Annotated in this window: 15 protein-coding genes and 1 pseudogene; 9 read left to right on the top strand and 7 right to left on the bottom strand. The window is 34.4% G+C overall.

The window, feature by feature from the left end; translation table 11 throughout:
• Nucleotides 1–51 precede the first annotated feature (51 nt).
• The 3 genes from J3D55_RS15275 to J3D55_RS15265 are packed head-to-tail and all read left to right on the top strand — an operon-like array spanning nt 52 to nt 1,773.
• Complete coding sequence (locus J3D55_RS15275; protein ID WP_259132359.1) at nt 52–501, top strand: hypothetical protein; 450 nt, start codon at nt 52–54, stop codon at nt 499–501.
• A complete protein-coding gene (locus J3D55_RS15270; protein ID WP_259132358.1) occupies nt 491–1,072 on the top strand; it encodes a sensor histidine kinase in 582 nt (193 codons plus the stop codon). Before J3D55_RS15275 ends, J3D55_RS15270 begins: the two co-directional genes overlap by 11 nt.
• 2 nt (nt 1,073–1,074) lie before the next feature.
• Nucleotides 1,075–1,773, top strand: coding sequence for a LytR/AlgR family response regulator transcription factor (locus J3D55_RS15265; RefSeq protein WP_259132357.1), 699 nt, complete (start codon nt 1,075–1,077; stop codon nt 1,771–1,773).
• A gap of 195 nt (nt 1,774–1,968) precedes the next feature.
• Here the strand turns inward: J3D55_RS15265 and J3D55_RS15260 are convergent, their stop codons facing one another.
• The 5 genes from J3D55_RS15260 to J3D55_RS15240 all read right to left on the bottom strand — a co-directional run bounded on the left by J3D55_RS15260 (nt 1,969) and on the right by J3D55_RS15240 (nt 6,867).
• The gene (locus J3D55_RS15260) at nt 1,969–3,246 is read right to left on the bottom strand and encodes a M1 family aminopeptidase (protein ID WP_259132356.1); all 1,278 of its coding nucleotides are present in this window, start codon (nt 3,244–3,246) and stop codon (nt 1,969–1,971) included.
• Between the two features lies 1 nt (nt 3,247).
• The gene (locus J3D55_RS15255) at nt 3,248–5,146 is read right to left on the bottom strand and encodes an ABC transporter permease (RefSeq protein ID WP_259132355.1); all 1,899 of its coding nucleotides are present in this window, start codon (nt 5,144–5,146) and stop codon (nt 3,248–3,250) included.
• Between the two features lie 2 nt (nt 5,147–5,148).
• Nucleotides 5,149–6,021, bottom strand: a complete 873-nt coding sequence (locus tag J3D55_RS15250) for an ABC transporter ATP-binding protein (RefSeq protein WP_259132354.1) — start codon at nt 6,019–6,021, stop codon at nt 5,149–5,151.
• A gap of 122 nt (nt 6,022–6,143) precedes the next feature.
• Nucleotides 6,144–6,350 (bottom strand): helix-turn-helix domain-containing protein, encoded by a 207-nt coding sequence (locus J3D55_RS15245; protein ID WP_259132353.1) that lies wholly within the window; start codon nt 6,348–6,350, stop codon nt 6,144–6,146.
• 1 nt (nt 6,351) lies between these two features.
• Nucleotides 6,352–6,867, bottom strand: coding sequence for a DUF2975 domain-containing protein (locus tag J3D55_RS15240; protein ID WP_259132352.1), 516 nt, complete (start codon nt 6,865–6,867; stop codon nt 6,352–6,354).
• Between the two features lie 383 nt (nt 6,868–7,250).
• Here J3D55_RS15240 and J3D55_RS15235 point away from each other — a divergent pair, with 383 nt between their 5' ends.
• The 4 genes from J3D55_RS15235 (at nt 7,251) to J3D55_RS15220 (ending at nt 13,066) form a co-directional block, all read left to right on the top strand.
• Nucleotides 7,251–7,733, top strand: a complete 483-nt coding sequence (locus tag J3D55_RS15235; protein WP_259132351.1) for a TonB-dependent receptor plug domain-containing protein — start codon at nt 7,251–7,253, stop codon at nt 7,731–7,733.
• The gene (locus J3D55_RS15230; protein ID WP_259132350.1) at nt 7,693–10,170 is read left to right on the top strand and encodes a SusC/RagA family TonB-linked outer membrane protein; all 2,478 of its coding nucleotides are present in this window, start codon (nt 7,693–7,695) and stop codon (nt 10,168–10,170) included. Before J3D55_RS15235 ends, J3D55_RS15230 begins: the two co-directional genes overlap by 41 nt.
• Before the next feature lie 11 nt (nt 10,171–10,181).
• Nucleotides 10,182–11,720: a RagB/SusD family nutrient uptake outer membrane protein gene (locus J3D55_RS15225; protein WP_259132349.1), complete on the top strand. Its 1,539-nt coding sequence runs from the start codon at nt 10,182–10,184 to the stop codon at nt 11,718–11,720.
• 311 nt (nt 11,721–12,031) lie between these two features.
• Nucleotides 12,032–13,066, top strand: coding sequence for an IS110 family RNA-guided transposase (locus tag J3D55_RS15220; RefSeq protein WP_259132348.1), 1,035 nt, complete (start codon nt 12,032–12,034; stop codon nt 13,064–13,066).
• Nucleotides 13,067–13,196: 130 nt separating this feature from the next.
• Here J3D55_RS15220 and J3D55_RS15215 read toward each other — a convergent pair whose 3' ends face one another.
• Together J3D55_RS15215 and J3D55_RS15210 are read right to left on the bottom strand one after the other, a co-directional pair.
• Nucleotides 13,197–14,513: a sensor histidine kinase gene (locus J3D55_RS15215; protein ID WP_259132347.1), complete on the bottom strand. Its 1,317-nt coding sequence runs from the start codon at nt 14,511–14,513 to the stop codon at nt 13,197–13,199.
• A 142-nt stretch (nt 14,514–14,655) separates the two neighbouring features.
• Nucleotides 14,656–16,000 (bottom strand): annotated as a pseudogene (locus J3D55_RS15210) (sigma-54-dependent transcriptional regulator).
• Between the two features lie 268 nt (nt 16,001–16,268).
• On the opposite strand from J3D55_RS15210, the gene J3D55_RS15205 reads away from it, so the two are divergent.
• Nucleotides 16,269–17,510, top strand: a complete 1,242-nt coding sequence (locus tag J3D55_RS15205) for an efflux RND transporter periplasmic adaptor subunit (protein WP_259132346.1) — start codon at nt 16,269–16,271, stop codon at nt 17,508–17,510.
• A 74-nt stretch (nt 17,511–17,584) separates the two neighbouring features.
• Complete coding sequence (locus J3D55_RS15200; RefSeq protein ID WP_259132345.1) at nt 17,585–18,307, top strand: ABC transporter ATP-binding protein; 723 nt, start codon at nt 17,585–17,587, stop codon at nt 18,305–18,307.
• The last annotated feature ends 122 nt before the right edge of the window (nt 18,308–18,429 follow it).

The following is an 18,429-nucleotide window of genomic DNA, read 5'->3' as shown; positions in this document are numbered from 1 at the left end:
ATGGTAATAAAAATTATAAGTAGTTACTTTGTATTCTTTTAAATAAAAAAAATGAAATTTAAATATGTTTTAGAAAACCAGTGGTGGCAAGAAATTTTCATCCTTGTTTTCTCTTTTATATTATTCACGCTGAACGACTGGATTTTGATATTGAGTTGGAAAGGTTTTTTTAGCGGGCTGGTTTATTTTTTCATTTTGTATGTTCACGCACAAATCAACCGTTTTTTTCTGCTTCCGGTGTTGCTGAAAGAGCAAAAACCTATGTTGTATCTGCTTTTAACGGCACTTCTAATTTTAATTTTCTCCGTTATTTTATATGAAACTTCGACGGAAATATTGTATAAAAACTGTTTTCTTTATAAATCTTCTTATCAAAAAACGTATCCTTTTCAATTGTCTACGCTTACCGGAACTTTGGTTTGTATTTTAGGTTTCTACCCTGATTTTAGAGCATTATCGGGAACAAAAAAAGAAGACAAGCAAAACGCTTTTGTACAATGAAGTGCAGTTGAGTGCCTTGAAAGCTCAATTAAACCCGCATTTTCTTTTTAATACTTTCAATACACTTTACGGAATCAGCCTGAAATATCCAGAACAGACTTCCGATATGATTATGCACGTTTCGCAATTGATGCGCTATCAGGTGGAAAGCAGTTCAAAGGAATTTGTTTCGATTGATGATGAGGTTTCTTTTATTTCAAGTTATATCCAACTTGAAAAAGAACGTGTGGGTTATCGTTGCAAAATCACTTATACTGCGAATTTAGATTCTGAAAGGCAGTATAAAATTGCACCGATGTTGTTGATTTCGTTTGTTGAAAATGCCTTTAAACATGGAGCTTGTACGATTGAAGATTGTTTTGTGACGATCGACATTATGATTAAAGATAACAAATTATTGTTAAATATTTCCAATTCAATTCCGGCAAAAAAGAGAGATGTTGTTTCCACAAAAATTGGCTTGAAAAATACCCAAAAGCGTCTTGAAATTATCTATCCGGAAAGACATAAACTTGAAATTAAGCCGACAAAAACAGTTTTTAATGTAAATTTGGAAATTGATTTAAACTAATAATGGAAACCTCAAAGAAATGTATAATTGTTGATGATGAGCCTGCTGCGCATTATGTTTTGATGAATTACATCAAGCAAAATGCAAATCTGGAATTGGTACAACAATGTTATAACGGCATTGAAGCCATGAACTATCTTCGGGAAAACAAGGTAGATCTGATGTTTTTAGACATCGATATGCCTGAAATTACCGGGCTTGAACTTCTTAAAATCATGCCGTTGCCTCCAAAAACTATTTTAACAACGGCTTATTCAGAATTTGCTTTGGAAAGTTATGATTATGGCGTCATCGATTATCTTCTGAAACCGATCTATTTTCCGAGATTTTTGAAAGCCATCGACCGTTTTCTTTCTTTAAGTCCTTCAGAATTTGTCTCCGAAATGAAAACTGTCAATTCTATCAATATAAAAGTTGATGGTCATCTTTTGGAAATCGAATTGGATAAATTGCTGTATGCGCAAAGTTTTGGGAATTATGTTAAATTATTTACAACCACAAAAACCTATCTCGCTTCAATTACCACCAATGAGATCGAAAAATGCCTTCCAAATACTTCTTTTTTAAGAATTCATAAGTCATATATTGTGGCTTTAGATAAGATTCAGAGCTTTGAAAAAGATTTTGTTTCGATTCATGAATATAAACTTCCGATCGGAATTACCTATAAAAGAGAACTTTCGGAGCGGTTGAAAAAATGAAATCGGATTTAGAATTTGTTTAAAATTTTCATTTTAACAGGTTTTACTTTTATCTTCTGCACTTGGTCTGAAATTCAACAAAATAGCGAGTGCGGAAAGCGGGAAATTGATCCTTAAAAAATATATAAAAGTACAATTCGACGAAGACAAATAGCTTCAAATAAAAGTGTAAACAGATTCATTATTGTCAATAGGTTATTCAGATTTAAACAAAATATCAATTTTCCTGTTTACAGCTTCATTAGGACCTACTTTATAAAACTCTTTCAGCAAATCTAATGAAGTCGGCTTTTTTGGATATTGATTGTGTAAAAGAAAACTTCGAAGGGCTGTATTTACTTTATTTTCACCGATCAATTCGCTTAATTTTACCATGATAATTGCTCCTTTTGAATACGAAATATGAGTATTTTCGCCCGTAACTTTATATAACGGCTGATTTTGGGATAAGCCTTTTTCATTATCAAAAATCTGTTGATGAACTTTTATTCTTTCCATCATTTTCTCTTTTCCGTGCATCTTTTTGTAAAGCATCATTTCGGTGTACATCGCCAACGTTTCGGTCAACATTACGGCGCCTTCTCTGTCGTCGGGATCGATCCCGCTGTTTCCCCACCACAGATGCGAAAGCTCGTGGCCCGCAAGTTCATTGATGACATCCTGATCTTTATCTGCATGAATATTGGCGTGAAACAGCATATCTTCTGTCATAAAAATCGAGGAAGGATAAGCGGTTGCCGCAAAACCTTTCGTAAAGGAAGAAACTTCTGCAAAATTGACGGTTTTAAACGGATACTTTCCAAAATTTTGGATGCAATAATCTAAAGTAATTTTTGCATTTTCAATTAAGTGATTTACATTTTCTGAATGTTTTTCGTGATAAAAAATGTTGATGGTCACTCCTTTATAAACGGTAGTTTTTGTTTGATATTTTGCGGAAGAAACGGCAAAACGAAACGGAATATTTTCAGCTTTATAACGGAAATAATTTCTGTTATTTTTAATATATTGTTGAACTAAATCTCCGGTTCCTACAGCAGTCTGGTTTTTTTCTGTGGAAACGGTCATGTCCAGAGTAATGAAATCCTTTTTGAATACTTCCGGAGCTTCTAATTTTTTTAATTCCGATTGTTTTCCCAATTTAAATTTGGCTCGTTTTTCTTCATCTTCAATTTCATTATTTGCTTGATAACCGAACGTTGGAAAATATCGACTGATTCTCATAAAAGATCCGTTTTCGATGATAGAATTAAATGAATCGTGTCCATTAACTGCAGACCAATGATAGGAGATTTTAAAATCAAGATTGGCTGTTTCTCCAGGTTGTAGAGGTTTATGCAAAGAAATTTCGGTGACTTCCTGATCGATCTTTTTTGATTCAGAATTTGTATTGAAAATGGCGGATTCTATTTTTAAATCAGGATGAAAATTAATTAAAATCTTATTAATGGGTTTGTCGGTTTGATTGACCAATTTATAGGTTTCCGTTGATTTTATAAGAATTTTCAGACGGATAAAGTTGAATTTCGGTAATTACATCTGTAATAGTTGGTTGTGCGAGATTTTCATAGTGTTTGAATTTCTTTTCGTATTGAACTGATTGCGCTATTTTTTCATCTTCATTTTGAGGAATATAGCCTTTCATAAAGAGATTTCCTGTAAAAATTCCAATAGATAAAATAATTATGGTGAAAATGATTTGTTTGATATCCCATTTTTTGGTTTTAATCCATACATTAATCAACCATAAAAAAAGAATCAGTCCGAATCCGAATACAAGACGTTCTGCAAAAGCAGATGCATAGATTCCGTATCCGCTGAAATCACTGTAAACGCCTTTGTAATCTGAGAAAATCCTTAATAATGGATAAGAAATGATCTTTTTTGAGACTGGTCCGGCGAACGTAAAACCCGCAAGAACGGAAATTCCCAAAGCAACAAAACGATTTTTAATATTGTCATTAATCAACAGCATAAAAGCGGAGAAAAGAATCAGCGGAAAAGTATTGAAGAGAATTGTTCCCAAATACGCATTCCATTCGATGTGAAAATAGTTGTAAACAAGCTGAAATGCTAATCCTTCTAAAATTAAAATCGCGGTAAGAAAGAATAATAAAATGGTAATGGAAATAAAATGTCCGCTCAGTTTGCTTTTATAAAAATAGGTACTTTTTTCAATCAGTGAAAACCCCGACGAATGGCTTCTCCAATACAAATCGTTAATGAAATAAATGACAATCAGCATTCCAAACAAATGGAAATTCTCCGAAATAGTAGTCGACATCAGTCCTGAACTTGCGTATTTCTGAGGAAGACGGATTCCTTTTTCGATTTCGGCGTACATTTCCATCCCGACAAAAAATAAAAGCAATATTGAAACGGCGACAATGGTAATGCTTTTAAAAAGATAAATGAGATCGATTTTCGCAAAGGACAGTACAGATTTTATCCCGGCAGAAATTCCGAAAACTGATTTTGTAGTTGTAAATTGTTCCAAATTATGAGTAAAAGAAACACTTGTTATCTGGTTTTTCTTCTTGTTTTTACTTTTGTTTTGAGAAAATGTTGAGAAAGAAAATAATCTGTAAGTCAATAATAAAAGAAGGATTGAAATAATCAGAAAAATGATTCTATTAATCAATAAATATCCTGAAAACGGAACAATAATCTCATTCTTTTGCTGAGCGGATAAAATTCTTGCTTCAAAAAAATAAGATGACATTCCAAAAGGATCAATTAAAGCCGATAATTGCTGTGTTTCCAATGATTGCGGTAAGCTTCCTGCCATAAACGGTGAATTGGAAAATACCAGAATAATCATATAAAGAACGTAAAGAAATAGTCCGCCAATAACGACCAGAAGCTTTTTCTTCGTACTGAACGAGATGAAAAATAAAAAACTGCACACTACAAAACAATTGATGCCTCCGAAAATCAAAAGAGGGTAGAAGTAATGCCAAAAATTAAAATAATGCTGGATTTCACTTCCTGTTCGTAAATTCTGTCCGATCACAAATCCGATCATTAAAAATGTAAAACTTAAAAAAGTCTGTAGAAAAAATATGAGAAATTTCCCCTGCAAATAAGTCCGTTTTGATAATGGATATGAAAAAATAAGAATGTCGAATTTCGAATCCCAATCTTTAAAAAGAATCTGAGTGGCGTAAATAATCGCAAAAAAGATGACGACAAGACTCAACATTCCGGTCATAAAACCAATGGTGTAAGGCGAATTGAGAAAAATTCCTTCTCCAACCGTAAGATTGAACTGGTTTCCGCAAAAAATGCCGATCAATACTAGAATTAAGGCAATAAGATATGCAGTCCAACGTTTTACAAGACGTTTGAACTCGAATAAAAATATAGCATTCATAACTATGGTTTTTGAGTGAGCGTATTAAAATAAACGTGCTCCAATGAAGGATGTACCGAAGAAAAATCAGGAAGCTGCTGTTCTGAAAATGCAGTGATATGTAATTCTCTTTCAATCAATTGCTGACTGATTATGTTGTAATTGGATTGATAATTTTCCAACTGATTTTTATCAATAGGTTTTGACCAGATTTTGTTTTCCAGTTCGGCAATCAGTTCGTTTGGGTTTCCCTGTCTGAGAAGTTTTCCCTGATTAATAATCGCAACTTCGGAACAGAGATTTCGGACATCTTCAACCAAATGGGTCGAAAGAATGACGATCACATCATTACTGATTTCGTTGAGCAAAGAATTGAAACGATTTCGTTCTTCAGGATCTAAACCGGCAGTCGGTTCATCAACGATAATGATTTTAGGATTTCCCAGTAAAGCCTGTGCAACGCCAAAACGCTGCCTCATTCCACCGGAAAAAGTGTGAACTTCCTTATTTTTAAAATCAGAAAGATTGACTTTTTCAAGTAGGTTTAAAATCTGGTTTTTTCGCTCCGAACTATTTATAATTCCTTTTAAAATAGCAATATGTTGCAAAAGATCGTAAGCCGATACTTTGGGATAAACTCCAAAATCCTGAGGAAGAAATCCGAGATTTTGTTTGATATAATCGGGGTTTTCAGAAACATTGATTCCGTTAAAAATGATAGTTCCCGACGTTGGTTTCTGCAGGCCAACAATGGTTTTCATTAAAGATGATTTTCCGGCTCCATTGGGTCCTAATAAACCGAACATTCCGTTTCCTATTTCTAAAGAAATATCTTTAATGGCTTGAAAACCATTTTTATAAGTGAGATTTAGATTGTTAATGTGTAAGGTATTCATAGGATTGATTTTAGGGTATAGAAATCCTGGCAACGTTTCCATTGCTTTCGAAATTGTGTGTAAAAAATGTTTATGGTAAAGTTTTTAAACCAAAAGTCAAAAAAGCTTTTTGAAATATTTAATTATTCCTCTTTATACTCCAGAATATCTCCGGGTTGACATTCCAATGCTTTACAGATTGCTTCAAGTGTATCAAAACGCACGCCTTTTGCTTTTCCTGTTTTCAGAATAGAAAGGTTGACTGTACTGATGCCCAGTTTTTCCGCCAATTCTTTACTCTGCATTTTTCGCTTGGCAAGCATAATATCTAAGTTGACTATAATTGGCATTTTATATAAATAAATCTTGTTCGTTTTGTAAATGTAATCCCTGTTTAAAGATATTGGCAAGGAAGAAACAGAAAATTCCTAACATGAAATGGATAAACACCAATCCCCAGATTACAGATTCTACCTCCACAAAAAAAATCGCCACAATGACGATGGGCAAAGGAAAGAAAATATTATAAGTATAAAATCTTTTGAGCTGTAAGATATTTTCTTCAGTAAACAATTTTGACTGAAAAAAAACTCGAAACACTTTTGCCGACAACCAAAAAAAAATTCCGTAGGTAAGTAAAACCAACAAAAATGAGAGAATAATATAAGGACAATTATTTTCAATATTCAAAAATGGCTGTTCCGTAAAAGGATAATTAATGTGCAGATACAGGTTTTCTTTGTAAGGTGTAACGGCAAAACCCGTCAATAAACAAAAAACAGAATACACGAAGGTAATGAGATAACCTAAGGATAATAAGAGGCACAGATAATACAGAATCTTTGATATGCTTTTGCTTTGATTCATAACATAGTTAATTAATTATTAATGCAAATATATAATTAATTATCGTAAAACATTAATTAAATAAAATTTTATTTTAAATAATCATTTTTTTATCTTTTCAAAATACCCTCTGATTTTAAAAAATTTCCTCTTTTGATTCTGCGATAAAAACTCAAAGAATTCTTTAGAAAAAAAAGATTTAAAAAAAAACAGGTTATTGTGAAATATCTCTCAGTAAAGAGAATAATACAGGTGACTACAGGATAGTAAAATTTTTCTATAAGTATATTTTTATTAAAACAAAGATGTGTGAAATATCTCAATGATATAAATAACAGAGTTCTTAAGCTTCGATTTTCTGTTTAAGAATAACAATAAATTTTTAAATAATTAATAATCACTAAATGAAAAAAACTATATTGACACTTGGTCTTTTAGCCGGTGCCACGGGTTTTATTTTTGCGCAGGAAAAGCAAACGACCAAAACGGTTAAGGATAGCATACAACGCAATTCTAAAGATAAAACTGAAGATATCGAGGAAGTAGTTATCATTGCTTACGGTACGCAAAAGAGAGGAGAAGTTACGGGTTCTGTCGGCAGAGTTAGTGCCCAAAGTTTTAAAGATCGCCCCATTGCGAGAGTTGATCAGGCGTTAACAGGTCAAATTGCCGGAGTGAAAACACGCGCTACGTCAGGAAAACCTGGAGAACCGTTGGAAATCCGAGTTCGTGGTACCGCTTCCATATCGGCAAGTAATTCCCCAGTTTATGTTGTCGACGGAATGGTTGTCGACGATATGGCAAACATTTCACCCGATGATGTGCAATCGATTGAAGTACTGAAAGATGCCGCATCCACTGCGATGTACGGATCTCGTGGTTTCTAATGGGGTAGTTATCGTAACGACAAAAAAAGGAACAACGGGAAAACCATCCTTTAGCTTTTCTCAATATTATGGAGTTCAGACGATTGAGAAAAAGCTGGATATCATGAACAGTGCAGAATGGATCGATTATGCAACTGAAGCGATTAATAAAAAATGGGTCGCTTTGGCTCCCGGCAATTCTGCATCAGACAGTTATGCGGTGAGAGCCAATTATTTTGGGTTAGCCAATACTACTGATTATAATTTGGCGAATATCAACTATATGATCGATCCTCGATGGGGAACCAATCAGGTTGCTAATATTGACTGGCAGGATGAATTTTATCATCCGGCGGCTATTCAAAGTTATCAATTGTCGGTAAGAGGAGGAAACAAGAATGTGAAATATGCGATTTCGGGGGCGTATTTCGATCAGGAAGGTTTGGCGATTAATACTGGTTTTAACAGATTTAATTTAAGTGCAACTATAGATGTTAATCTTTCAGATAAATGGAAAGCCGGAATCGCACTTCGACCAAGTTATTCGCAAAGTTACGGAGCAACAGTAGACGGAAAAGACAATCTCGCTCATAAAATGCTTTCGATGGTTCCCATAGCAGAATTAAATGCCGGTCTTTATACCAATTTTTGGAAAAATACAAGATACAGATGGGCAGGTTCTACCCAAAGTCCTATCGGTTTGATGGAGCAAACGACAAATGATACCAACGAATTTCGTCTATTGTCGAGCTTGTATGTATCTTATGATATTTTACCAACTCTGAATTTGAAAATTTCCGGAGGGGCAACCAATAATTTTAACCTCAATAATGGGTATACGCCAACTTTTGATTTAATTACCAATATACCGGGACAGGTAAGTATTGCAAGCCGAAGAACAGTTAATTATAACAGATATTTGGGTGAAGGTTTGCTGAGTTATAAAGAATCTTTTGGTGATCATAATGTTAATGCTATTGCGGGTTACAGTGCAGAAAATTACAGAACAACCACTCAATATAACCGAAACAAAGGTTTTCCGAATGATGATTTAAAAACCTTCAATTTTACACAATCTGCATCGGTACTTAATTCTGAATATACCGCTTCAGAATGGATGTTGATCTCTATGTTTGGTCGTGTTAACTACGATTATAAAAAGAAATATATGTTATCCACAAGTATCCGTAGAGATGGATCTTCCAGATTCGGGTGGAATAATCTTTGGGGAACTTTTGCGGCATTCGGAGCTGGGTGGAAAGCAGATCAGGAAGATTTCTTAAAAGATATAAAATGGCTGAATAACCTTAAATTCAGATACAGTTGGGGAGAAAACGGGAATAATTCAATTGGAGATTACAGAGCATTTGGAACACTTTCGGGAGGAAATTATTCTTTTGGCGGAAACTTATCAAACGGTTTAATCCCGAACACCATTGCGAATCCTAATCTTACCTGGGAAAAAACGCAATCGTCTGATTTTGGTTTTGAATTGGGTTTATTCAACAGAATTGATTTTACCGCAGATTATTATATCAAAAAAACAAAGGATCTTCTTTTGGAAGAACCGATTGCTCTTGTTTCAGGTTATTCAACAATTTGGAGAAACGTTGGTTCGGTTCAAAATAAAGGACTGGAATTAGAATTAAGCACAAAAAACTTAGTCGGAGCTTTCAGATGGAATACTTCCGCTAATATTGCATTTAATAATAACAAAGTATTGCAGTTAGGTAATAATAATAAATCGATTCCTACAGGTTTTAGTGAGAGCACAAATATTATTCAGGTAGGGCAGGAACTGAATGCATTTTATCTTTATGAAGCGATAGGTGTACTATCTACAGCAGATATCAACAATACAAGCGTTGCCAAAACAGCTGGAGCAATTGCCGGAGACGTGAAATACCTAGACGCAAATGGGGATGGCGTTATCGACGAAAAAGACCGTCATATCATTGGAGGTCCTACTCCTGATTATTATTGGGGGATTACGAATACATTTTCTTATAAGGGATTTGATCTTTCTGTGTTTTTTCAAGGGCAAAAAGGAGGTTACAGTTATGCATTGTTAGGTCGTGCAATCGATCGTCCCGGTATGGGAACCACGACAAATGTGATGGGCAATTGGGCAAATCGATGGCGTTCCGATGAAGATCCGGGAGATGGAAAAACGCCCAGATTAGACGGTACAACAGGAGGTCTTCTGGATACAAGATGGTTGTATGATGCGACTTACATTCAATTAAAAAATGTGACTTTAGGATATAACTTTGATAAAGAGTTATCCGATAAATTAAAAATTTCTAATCTGAGAATTTATGTCAGCTTAGAAAATGTCTGGAGAAAAGATCACTATTACGGTGGTTATAATCCAGAATCTGTACAGTCAGACGGAACCGATTACGGGGCGTATCCTAATGCAAAGGTTTATATGATGGGCTTAAACTTTAACTTCTAAAATTTAAAAAAATGAAAATAACTTATAATAAAAATAGACGCTTTTTACCATTACATATTAAGAATTTCGGAAAGACATTACTTGTCGGAACATTGATGCTCGGAATGATGAGCTGTGAAAAAGATTTGATGCTTGAACCTGAAAATAATATTACACAGACCTCTTTTTACACCACAGAACTGCAAATCAATCAGGCATTATCAGGAGTATATTCTGCCATGATAAACTCTTCATCAAGAGGAGGTTTTGATGTTAATTTTTATTTACTGGCATCAGAAGTCCGTTCCAACAATTTTAATGCAATTTCACAAAACGGAAACAGAGATTATTACGCAATCAACCGTTTTCAGGATACCTCTTCAACAGAAGAAGTTAATATTCTTTGGGAAGATGCTTATCAATTGATTTCTTATGCGAATAATATTTTAGCAAGAATTGATGCCGTTCCTTTTGCGGATAATGCAACAAAAGAGCAATACCGTTCTGAAACCCGTTTTTTAAGAGCTTACGCTTATTTCGAACTGATGCGTAATTTTGGAAAAGTTCCTTTAGTCGATCATCCGGTGAGTCCTGAAGAAGCCGCTACTATTCAAAGAACAGATTTGGTGACACTTTACAATTTTATAACATCAGAAATTGAAGCTTCTGTAGATGGATTGAAAAATACATATGACGCAAAAAATAAAGGCAGAATAACAAAATCGGCAGCTCATGCGATGTTAGGAAGGATTTATCTTACAGGAAACGGCTATCCTCTCAACAATGCATCCTATTTGGCAAAAGCAAAAGACCACTTATTTTCGGTGATTCAGGGAGAGGGTCAGTTCGTTACATTTGCAGCCAATTATGCAGACTTGTTTAAAAGCGCCAACGATAACAAATACCATATTTTTGAAATTCAGCATATCAGCGGAGGTTTATCGCAAGGTTCTTATCTGCCAAGTTATGTTTCGCCTACTTTTGGAAGTGCCGATCCTTTGTACAACGCACAAGGCAGCTTGTTTAGTTCTTCTGAATTGGGGGTTTCCCAATCCTTACTTAATGCTTATGAACCTGGAGATTTGAGACGTCCTTTAACTGTCAAAACTCAATTCATCGCACAAAACGGGCAACCGGATAATGCGAATTATTTCGTGAAATTTCGTGAACCTGGATTGGTGATCACCAACCGTTACGATTGGCCAATCAATTTTCCGATCATTCGATATGAAGATGTTCTTTTAATGTATGCGGAGGTTTTAAATAATCAGGGAAATACGAGTGCTGCGGTTCCGTATGTCAATAGAATTCGTCAGAGAGCGGGTCTTTCTGCGCTTTCTACCTCTATTTCGAGTACCGATTTTACGACCGCACTTCGAAAAGAGAGAAGAGTAGAATTTGCAGGAGAAGGGGTTTACTGGCACGATTTGGTACGTTGGAATACGGGAGTTGCCGTTATCAATCAGGCTGCTGCAGATCTTAATTATAATTTTACGATTACAACGAAGGATTATCTGTATCAGATTCCTTTATCTCAGATTCAGATAGCGGGATATGAACAAAATCCTTAAGAAATATACTTTTAAAGTTTTATAAAGTAAAACCTTATATTTTTTAGCCACAAAAGATGCAAAAGAAGTAAAATAGCTTTCGTAACTCGTATGTTTGTATTTATAAATATAAGTTACTTTAAATAATAAAACTAAGAGGCAGCAGAAATATTTTGTGAGAGGTAATTTTTATTAATATACCGGAAAAAGAAAGATTCTCTGTCTCTAAGTTTCTTTAAAATCTGAACAGTACTTAGGAAGTTTTTACATTCCGTATAAATGCGAGAAAAGATTACAAGAAACTGCAGTTTTTTCACTTAAAATTAAACATCATGGAAAAGCAATGTATCGGTATTGATATTTCAAAAGATTATCTAGACTGTTGTTTTGGAACTTCAGACAGCTTTCAAAATCAAAAATTTGGGAAGAGTAAAAGATTTAAAAATGACTATTGTGGATATAAAGAATTATTGCAGTGGTCGGATGAACAGAATGCCTCAAGAGAAGTATTTTATGTAATGGAAGCCACGGGCGTTTATTATGAGCATTTGGCTTATTTTTTAAATGAGCATCATTGTAAATTATCTGTGCTATTACCCAATATGGTGAAGCATTATTCCCGCAGTCTTAATGTGAAAACCAAGACAGATCAAAAGGATTCAGAGGTTTTATGCAGGTTAGGATTGGAAAGGAAATTAAGAACCTGGAATATGCCTACTAAAATTATGCGTGATTTAAAATTTTTAAGCCGTGAATACCGTGAAGTAAAAGCTAAAATCAATCAGGCTAAGAATCAGCTTCATGCAAAACATCACAGTCATGACTGCCCTGTCTCCACTCAAAAAAGGTTAAAAACACAGGTTTCCTTATTAGAAGTACAGGTATCGGAGATCGAGTCGGAACTTAGGCTTTTAGTAATGTCTGATACAGAGTTTTCTGATAAAGTTAAAAAAATATGCAGTATTCCGGGAGTAAGTTTTATTACAACAATATGTATTATTGCAGAAACCAATGCCTTTGCGTTAATAACAAATGGAAGACAACTGGCAAGTTATGCAGGTTTAGATATTCAGCACAATCAGTCTGGGAATAAGGAAGGGAAGACAAGAATATCTAAAAAGGGAAACAGTTTTATCCGCCATTCTTTATATATGCCCGCTTTATGTGCAACCAGATTCAATCCGTTAATGAAAGAGTTTTATAACAATCTAAAAGACAGAAAACCTGTGAAAAAAATAGCAGTAATAGCAGTCGCAAGAAAGTTGCTCATTTTAACTTATAAACTTTGGAAAAGCAATATGGAATTTGATCCTAATTATATAGAAAATAAAAAAATAGACAGGGTTGCGCCTGCCTACACAGGATGAATAAATATTCTCCTTAAATAGTTTATACAAATATCTGAAAATATTTGGAAATGAACACAGTATCTTTTGTGGTTATATTTTTTAATTTAACCGGATTTATTATTAAATTTTAAACCATTAATAAAGTCAATTACTCCAAAAACCAGATCTCAAAACGGCTGCCTTTTTCCAGCGGTTTGTAAGTGAGATAGCCTTTGTGCGCTTCGATGATGCTTTTGCTGAGGGTTAAACCAATTCCCGAACCACTGATTCTGGTGGTAAAAAACGGAATAAAAATCTTGTCTTTAATTTCATTCGGAATCCCAATTCCATTGTCTTCTACACTTAGAATGATACGTTTATTAAGGGTTTTAATTTCTGTTTTAATTGTCTTTTCTAAGGTATCTTCAACGGCATAAATAGTATTCAGATAAAGATTGATCAGACATCTTTCTATCATTTTTTCGTCGCCCCAAATTATTTGATTTTCTAATGAATTAATAACCTTAATCTTATTTTTTTCGAATTCAGGTTTCATAAAATTAAGCGCAGATTCTACAATATTCGTCAAAGAAATGGTTTTGAAAACCGGCTTTGGCAACTCGGCAACCTGTCGGTAATCGTCCACAAAATTCAGTAATTGTTTTGATTTTGAATTGATGATTCTCAAACTTTCTTTCATTTCCTGTTGATCTTCTTTTTCTACAACTTCCTGATTCGCTATGTATTCAAGATTTTGAATTAAGCTGTTTACAGGCGTCAAAGTATTCAGAAGTTCGTGAGAGATCACTTTCATCAGATTATTCCAGGCGAGTTTTTCCTTTTGCTCGATGATTTTCTGAAGAGATTCCAGACTGATGATGCAGAAGCGGTTTTTTACATTTTGAACTTTTTTCGTTCTCAGAGAAAACGATTGTTTCGCATTTTCATTGATCGAAATGTCAAAGAATTCCTGAGAGTTTTCGTAATGGGTTTGCTTTATAATATTGTAAAAATCAGGTATTTTAGATTCGTAAAGTTCCCACGAATTATATTTTGGAATTTGTAAAATTTCCAAGAAAACAGGATTTACATAAAAAACTTCCCATTCGTTATTTTTTTCGGAAAGAATCATCAATCCAATTTCCAGTTGATTCAAAATTTCTTCGTAAAGAAGTTTATAAGAAGAGAATGAAAGATGTTCTTCTTTACTTTGATAATAGAGTTTTACGGCATTATCGAACAGATTATTTTGTTCAGGTTTCGGGAAAAGAGAAAAATCTTTTTTCTGAATTGCCAGTAATATTTTTTCACTTTTCCGAATAAAAGATAAAGCTGAAATCCGCGCAACGAGAATGCAACCAATTGTTATGAACGTAAACAACCCAAAGTTGATCCACTTATTCTGCGAATAAAAATCAAAGGCGAAAATCCCGCTGACTATCGCCAGAAAAATAAATAACAGCCAGATGTATTGATTTAATTTCATTATAATTTATTAAAAAGGCTTCGACAAGCTCAGCCTGACAGTACTTAAGAATATACATCAATAGTGGTTTTGTCACACTGAGCTTGTCGAAGTGCAGCTTGTTTAAAATCTATCAACTGACAACAATCAACTAACAACCGAATCACAATTCAAATTTATCCATTCTTCTATACAATGCTGCACGAGATAATCCCAAATCTTCCGCCGCGAGAGAAATATTTCCACGATGTTTTTTCAATGCTTTTTTGATGAGAATTTCCTCCATTTCCTCGATATTCAGGTTGATGATTGGCTTTTCAGATTCTTCGTCTTGTGGCATCAGCAATTTCAGTTTTTTTTCATTGGAAAGAATTAGGCTTCTTTCTATGCAATGATCGAGTTCGCGGATGTTTCCCGGCCACGAGTAATTTATTAATTCTTCAATTAAAGTTTCGTTTAGATCGAGATCTATTTTATGATATTTCTGTTTGTACTTTTCCAGGAAATAATTGGCTAAAGTCGGAATGTCTTCCAATCGGTTTCTCAAGCTTGGAATCTGCAGTTCAACAGTATTGATCCTGTAATAAAGATCTTTCCGGAAACGATTTTCCGAGACTGCTTTTTTTAGATTTTCGTTGGTTGCAAAAATAAATCTGACGTCCAAATTTCGTTCTTTATTTTCTCCAATTCTCGTTAATTTTCTGTTTTGAATGAGAGTCAATAATTTGGTTTGCAAATGAAGCGGTAAATTTCCGATTTCATCAAGAAAAACCGTTCCATTCTGAGCATTTTCTATCTTCCCGGAATAATCCTGATTGGCATCAGTAAAAGCTCCTTTTTTATACCCGAATAATTCAGCTTCAAAAAGATTTTCGGAAAGACTTCCCAAATCGATGTGTACAAAAGGCTGATTTTTCCTTTCGGATAATTCGTGAATATATTCTGCGAGAACATATTTTCCGGTTCCGTTTTCTCCTAAAAGTAAAACATTAGCGTCTGTTGCAGCTACTTTTTTTATTTGATCCATCACTTCCTGCATTGCAGCAGACTGCGTTTCCAGCTTGTACTGATTGGTTTTGATACTTACATTTTCCCACTGATTCAGTTTTTTGTTTTTTCGGGAAATATCCACGGCAAGATTCACCGAAGCATATAATTTTTCGTTATTCCAGGGTTTCAGAATAAAATCGGATGCGCCATTTTTCAAAGCTTCAACAGCAAGTTTCCACTTCACCGTAAGCTGTCATCAAAATGATTGGAAGTTGAGGTTCCAGCGTTTTCATTTCCTGCATCCAATACAATCCGTCTTGTCCGTTTTCAAAACCTTTCCGGAAATTCATATCCAGCAAAACGGCATCAATTTGCTGTTCTGCTAAAAATTTTAAAATATTCTTCGGCTCACTGAGACAGCTTACCTCGGTGAAAAACTTTTTGAGCCAGACTCTTGCCGAAAATAAAATATCCTCGTCATCATCAACAATTAAAATATGTGCTTCTTTTTTTCGCATTTTTTTTATTAGGTGTATGGTTTTTAGTTGTTAGTGTTTAGCGGTTAGTTGTCCGAATTTAATTTTTATAATAACCAAACACCAAACACCAAACACTAACAACTAAAAACCAATCAAAATGTCCGTTTTCGCACAAAAAGTGTCCGATAATGAACAGTCTTAAAATTAATAAAATTATATTTAACCACATTTTCAGAGAGTTACAAAGTTATAAATCTCTGGCATTTGTATTGTGTAATTATCTGTAAGCAAATAAGTTATCTTAAATATGGATACGAAAATAGTAAAAAAGAATTCTAAACTAAAATTAATATCGATTATCGTTGTTTCTGCTTTGGCAGTTTCAGTTTTTGGATGGTATTTTTTAAATCAGAAAAAAACGTACAATGTGAAATTGGAAGATATTCAGACGGATGTCGTTACAAAAGGAAAATTTGAAGATATGTTGATGGTGACCGCGCAAACGCAATCTCTTAATTCTTCTCTCGTAAATGTTTTAGAAGGCGGTGCGGTAAAAGAAATTTTTGCAGAAGACGGACAAATGTTGACGAAAGGTGAGCCGATCGCGAGAGTTTACAACCCGAATACGGAATTTAATTATCTGAATCAGGAAACGGGAATTATGCAGCAGATAAGCCAAATGAGAAGTTCGCTTTTAGAATTGAAGAATCAGGAATTTGCTCAGGATAAAGAATTATTACAATCTCAAAACGATTACAACACGGCTTTACAATCTTTCAACCTTCAAAAAAGATTGTACGATGCAGAAATCGGAAAGAAAACTGATTATGATGTTGCTTTACAAAATCTGAATTATCAGAAACAAAGAAAAGGAATTGTAGAAAAAGGCGCTTCCAGTGAAAAAGCTTCCAGAAATTCTCAGTTTGCGGCAATCAATAATTCCATCAGTCAAATGGAAAAAAGTTTAGAAATTTTGAGATCCAATAAAAATAATTTCCTGATTATGTCGCCGGTTTCCGGAAGATTATCATCATTTAATATTTCACTTGGTCAAAACTTGACAAGTGGTGAAAGCATTGGGAAAATCGATTTAATGGACGGTTATAAACTGGTTGCAAAAGTGGATGAGTATTACATCAATAAGCTCCAAAACGGAATAAAAGGAAGTCTGGAAAGCAATGCAAAACAATTTGAAGTCATTATTACGAAAATACTTCCCGAAGTAAAAGACGGACAGTTTTCTGTGGAGCTGACTTTCATCGATGTAAAACCTGAAAACCTAAAAATTGGGATGACTTTCGGAGTGAAACTGAAATTATCTGCCGACACGCAAAGCATGATGATTCCGAAAGGAAATTTCTATAAAGACACGAACGGAAAATGGATCTTTGTAATGAAAAATAACAAAGCCGAAAAACGAAACATCAGTTTGGGAAAAGAAAATCCGCTTTATTACGAAGTGGTTTCCGGATTGAAACCGGGCGAAATGGTGATTACATCAGATTATTCTGAACTAAAAAAATATGAGATTTTAGATGTGAGACAATAGACGGATAGATGAGAGACTTAAAATCTTAAACTTAATATTGAAACCAAAACATAGAACTTTAAACCTAAATTAAAATGATAAATATTCAAAACCTTTCAAAAGTCTATAAAACGGAAGATGTTCAAACCAATGCGCTCAACAACGTAAGCTTGAGTATAAAAGAAGGCGAATTTGTAGCGATAATGGGACCTTCAGGTTGCGGAAAATCAACTTTCCTTAATATTCTTGGACTTTTGGACAGCGCTTCTTCTGGTTCTTATCAGTTTGAAACGACTGAAACAATAGGAACTTCTGAAAAGAAAAAATCTGAAATCAGAAAGAAAAATATAGGGTTCATTTTCCAGAACTTTAATCTGATTGATGAACTGACGGTTTTTGAAAATATCGAATTGCCTTTGATCTACAACGGAGTTTCTTCTTCCGAAAGAAAAAAACGTGTCGAGGAAATTATGGATAAAATCAACATCGCGCACAGAGCAAAACATTATCCACAGCAACTTTCGGGTGGTCAACAGCAAAGAGCAGCCGTTGCAAGAGCTTTGGTGACAAAACCAAAACTGATTCTTGCCGATGAGCCAACCGGAAATCTGGACAGCTCCAACGGAAACGAAGTGATGAATCTTCTCGCAGAATTGCATAGGGAAGGTTCTACAATTGCAATGGTAACGCACTCGTCTTATGATGCAGGTTACGCTTCCAAAATCGTGAATATGAAAGACGGCGAGATTTTCTCAGAAGAGCATTCTTCCCAAAGAAAAGATGTTTTCGAAAAAGCAGACGCAAAAAACTTTGAATAAAAATTTAGTTGATGGTTGTCGGTTGTTAGTTGATGGGCATTCTCAAAACTAACAACAATCAACTAACAACAATCAACCCAAAATCAACAATTATGTTACAAAACTGGCTTAGAATCGCTTTC

This window comes from Chryseobacterium ginsenosidimutans (genome assembly GCF_024807225.1).
Lineage (GTDB): Bacteria > Bacteroidota > Bacteroidia > Flavobacteriales > Weeksellaceae > Chryseobacterium > Chryseobacterium ginsenosidimutans.
This window is presented reverse-complemented; position numbering and strand designations above follow the sequence as displayed.

Coding starts and splice junctions, on each gene's coding strand:
- J3D55_RS15275 (WP_259132359.1), top strand. CDS start 52: ATGAAATTTAAATATGTTTTAGAAAACCAGTGGTGGCAAGAAATTTTC.
- J3D55_RS15265 (WP_259132357.1), top strand. CDS start 1,075: ATGGAAACCTCAAAGAAATGTATAATTGTTGATGATGAGCCTGCTGCG.
- J3D55_RS15255 (WP_259132355.1), bottom strand. CDS start 5,146: ATGAATGCTATATTTTTATTCGAGTTCAAACGTCTTGTAAAACGTTGG.
- J3D55_RS15250 (WP_259132354.1), bottom strand. CDS start 6,021: ATGAATACCTTACACATTAACAATCTAAATCTCACTTATAAAAATGGT.
- J3D55_RS15245 (WP_259132353.1), bottom strand. CDS start 6,350: ATGCCAATTATAGTCAACTTAGATATTATGCTTGCCAAGCGAAAAATG.
- J3D55_RS15240 (WP_259132352.1), bottom strand. CDS start 6,867: ATGAATCAAAGCAAAAGCATATCAAAGATTCTGTATTATCTGTGCCTC.
- J3D55_RS15235 (WP_259132351.1), top strand. CDS start 7,251: ATGAAAAAAACTATATTGACACTTGGTCTTTTAGCCGGTGCCACGGGT.
- J3D55_RS15230 (WP_259132350.1), top strand. CDS start 7,693: ATGCCGCATCCACTGCGATGTACGGATCTCGTGGTTTCTAATGGGGTA.
- J3D55_RS15225 (WP_259132349.1), top strand. CDS start 10,182: ATGAAAATAACTTATAATAAAAATAGACGCTTTTTACCATTACATATT.
- J3D55_RS15220 (WP_259132348.1), top strand. CDS start 12,032: ATGGAAAAGCAATGTATCGGTATTGATATTTCAAAAGATTATCTAGAC.
- J3D55_RS15215 (WP_259132347.1), bottom strand. CDS start 14,513: ATGAAATTAAATCAATACATCTGGCTGTTATTTATTTTTCTGGCGATA.
- J3D55_RS15205 (WP_259132346.1), top strand. CDS start 16,269: ATGGATACGAAAATAGTAAAAAAGAATTCTAAACTAAAATTAATATCG.
- J3D55_RS15200 (WP_259132345.1), top strand. CDS start 17,585: ATGATAAATATTCAAAACCTTTCAAAAGTCTATAAAACGGAAGATGTT.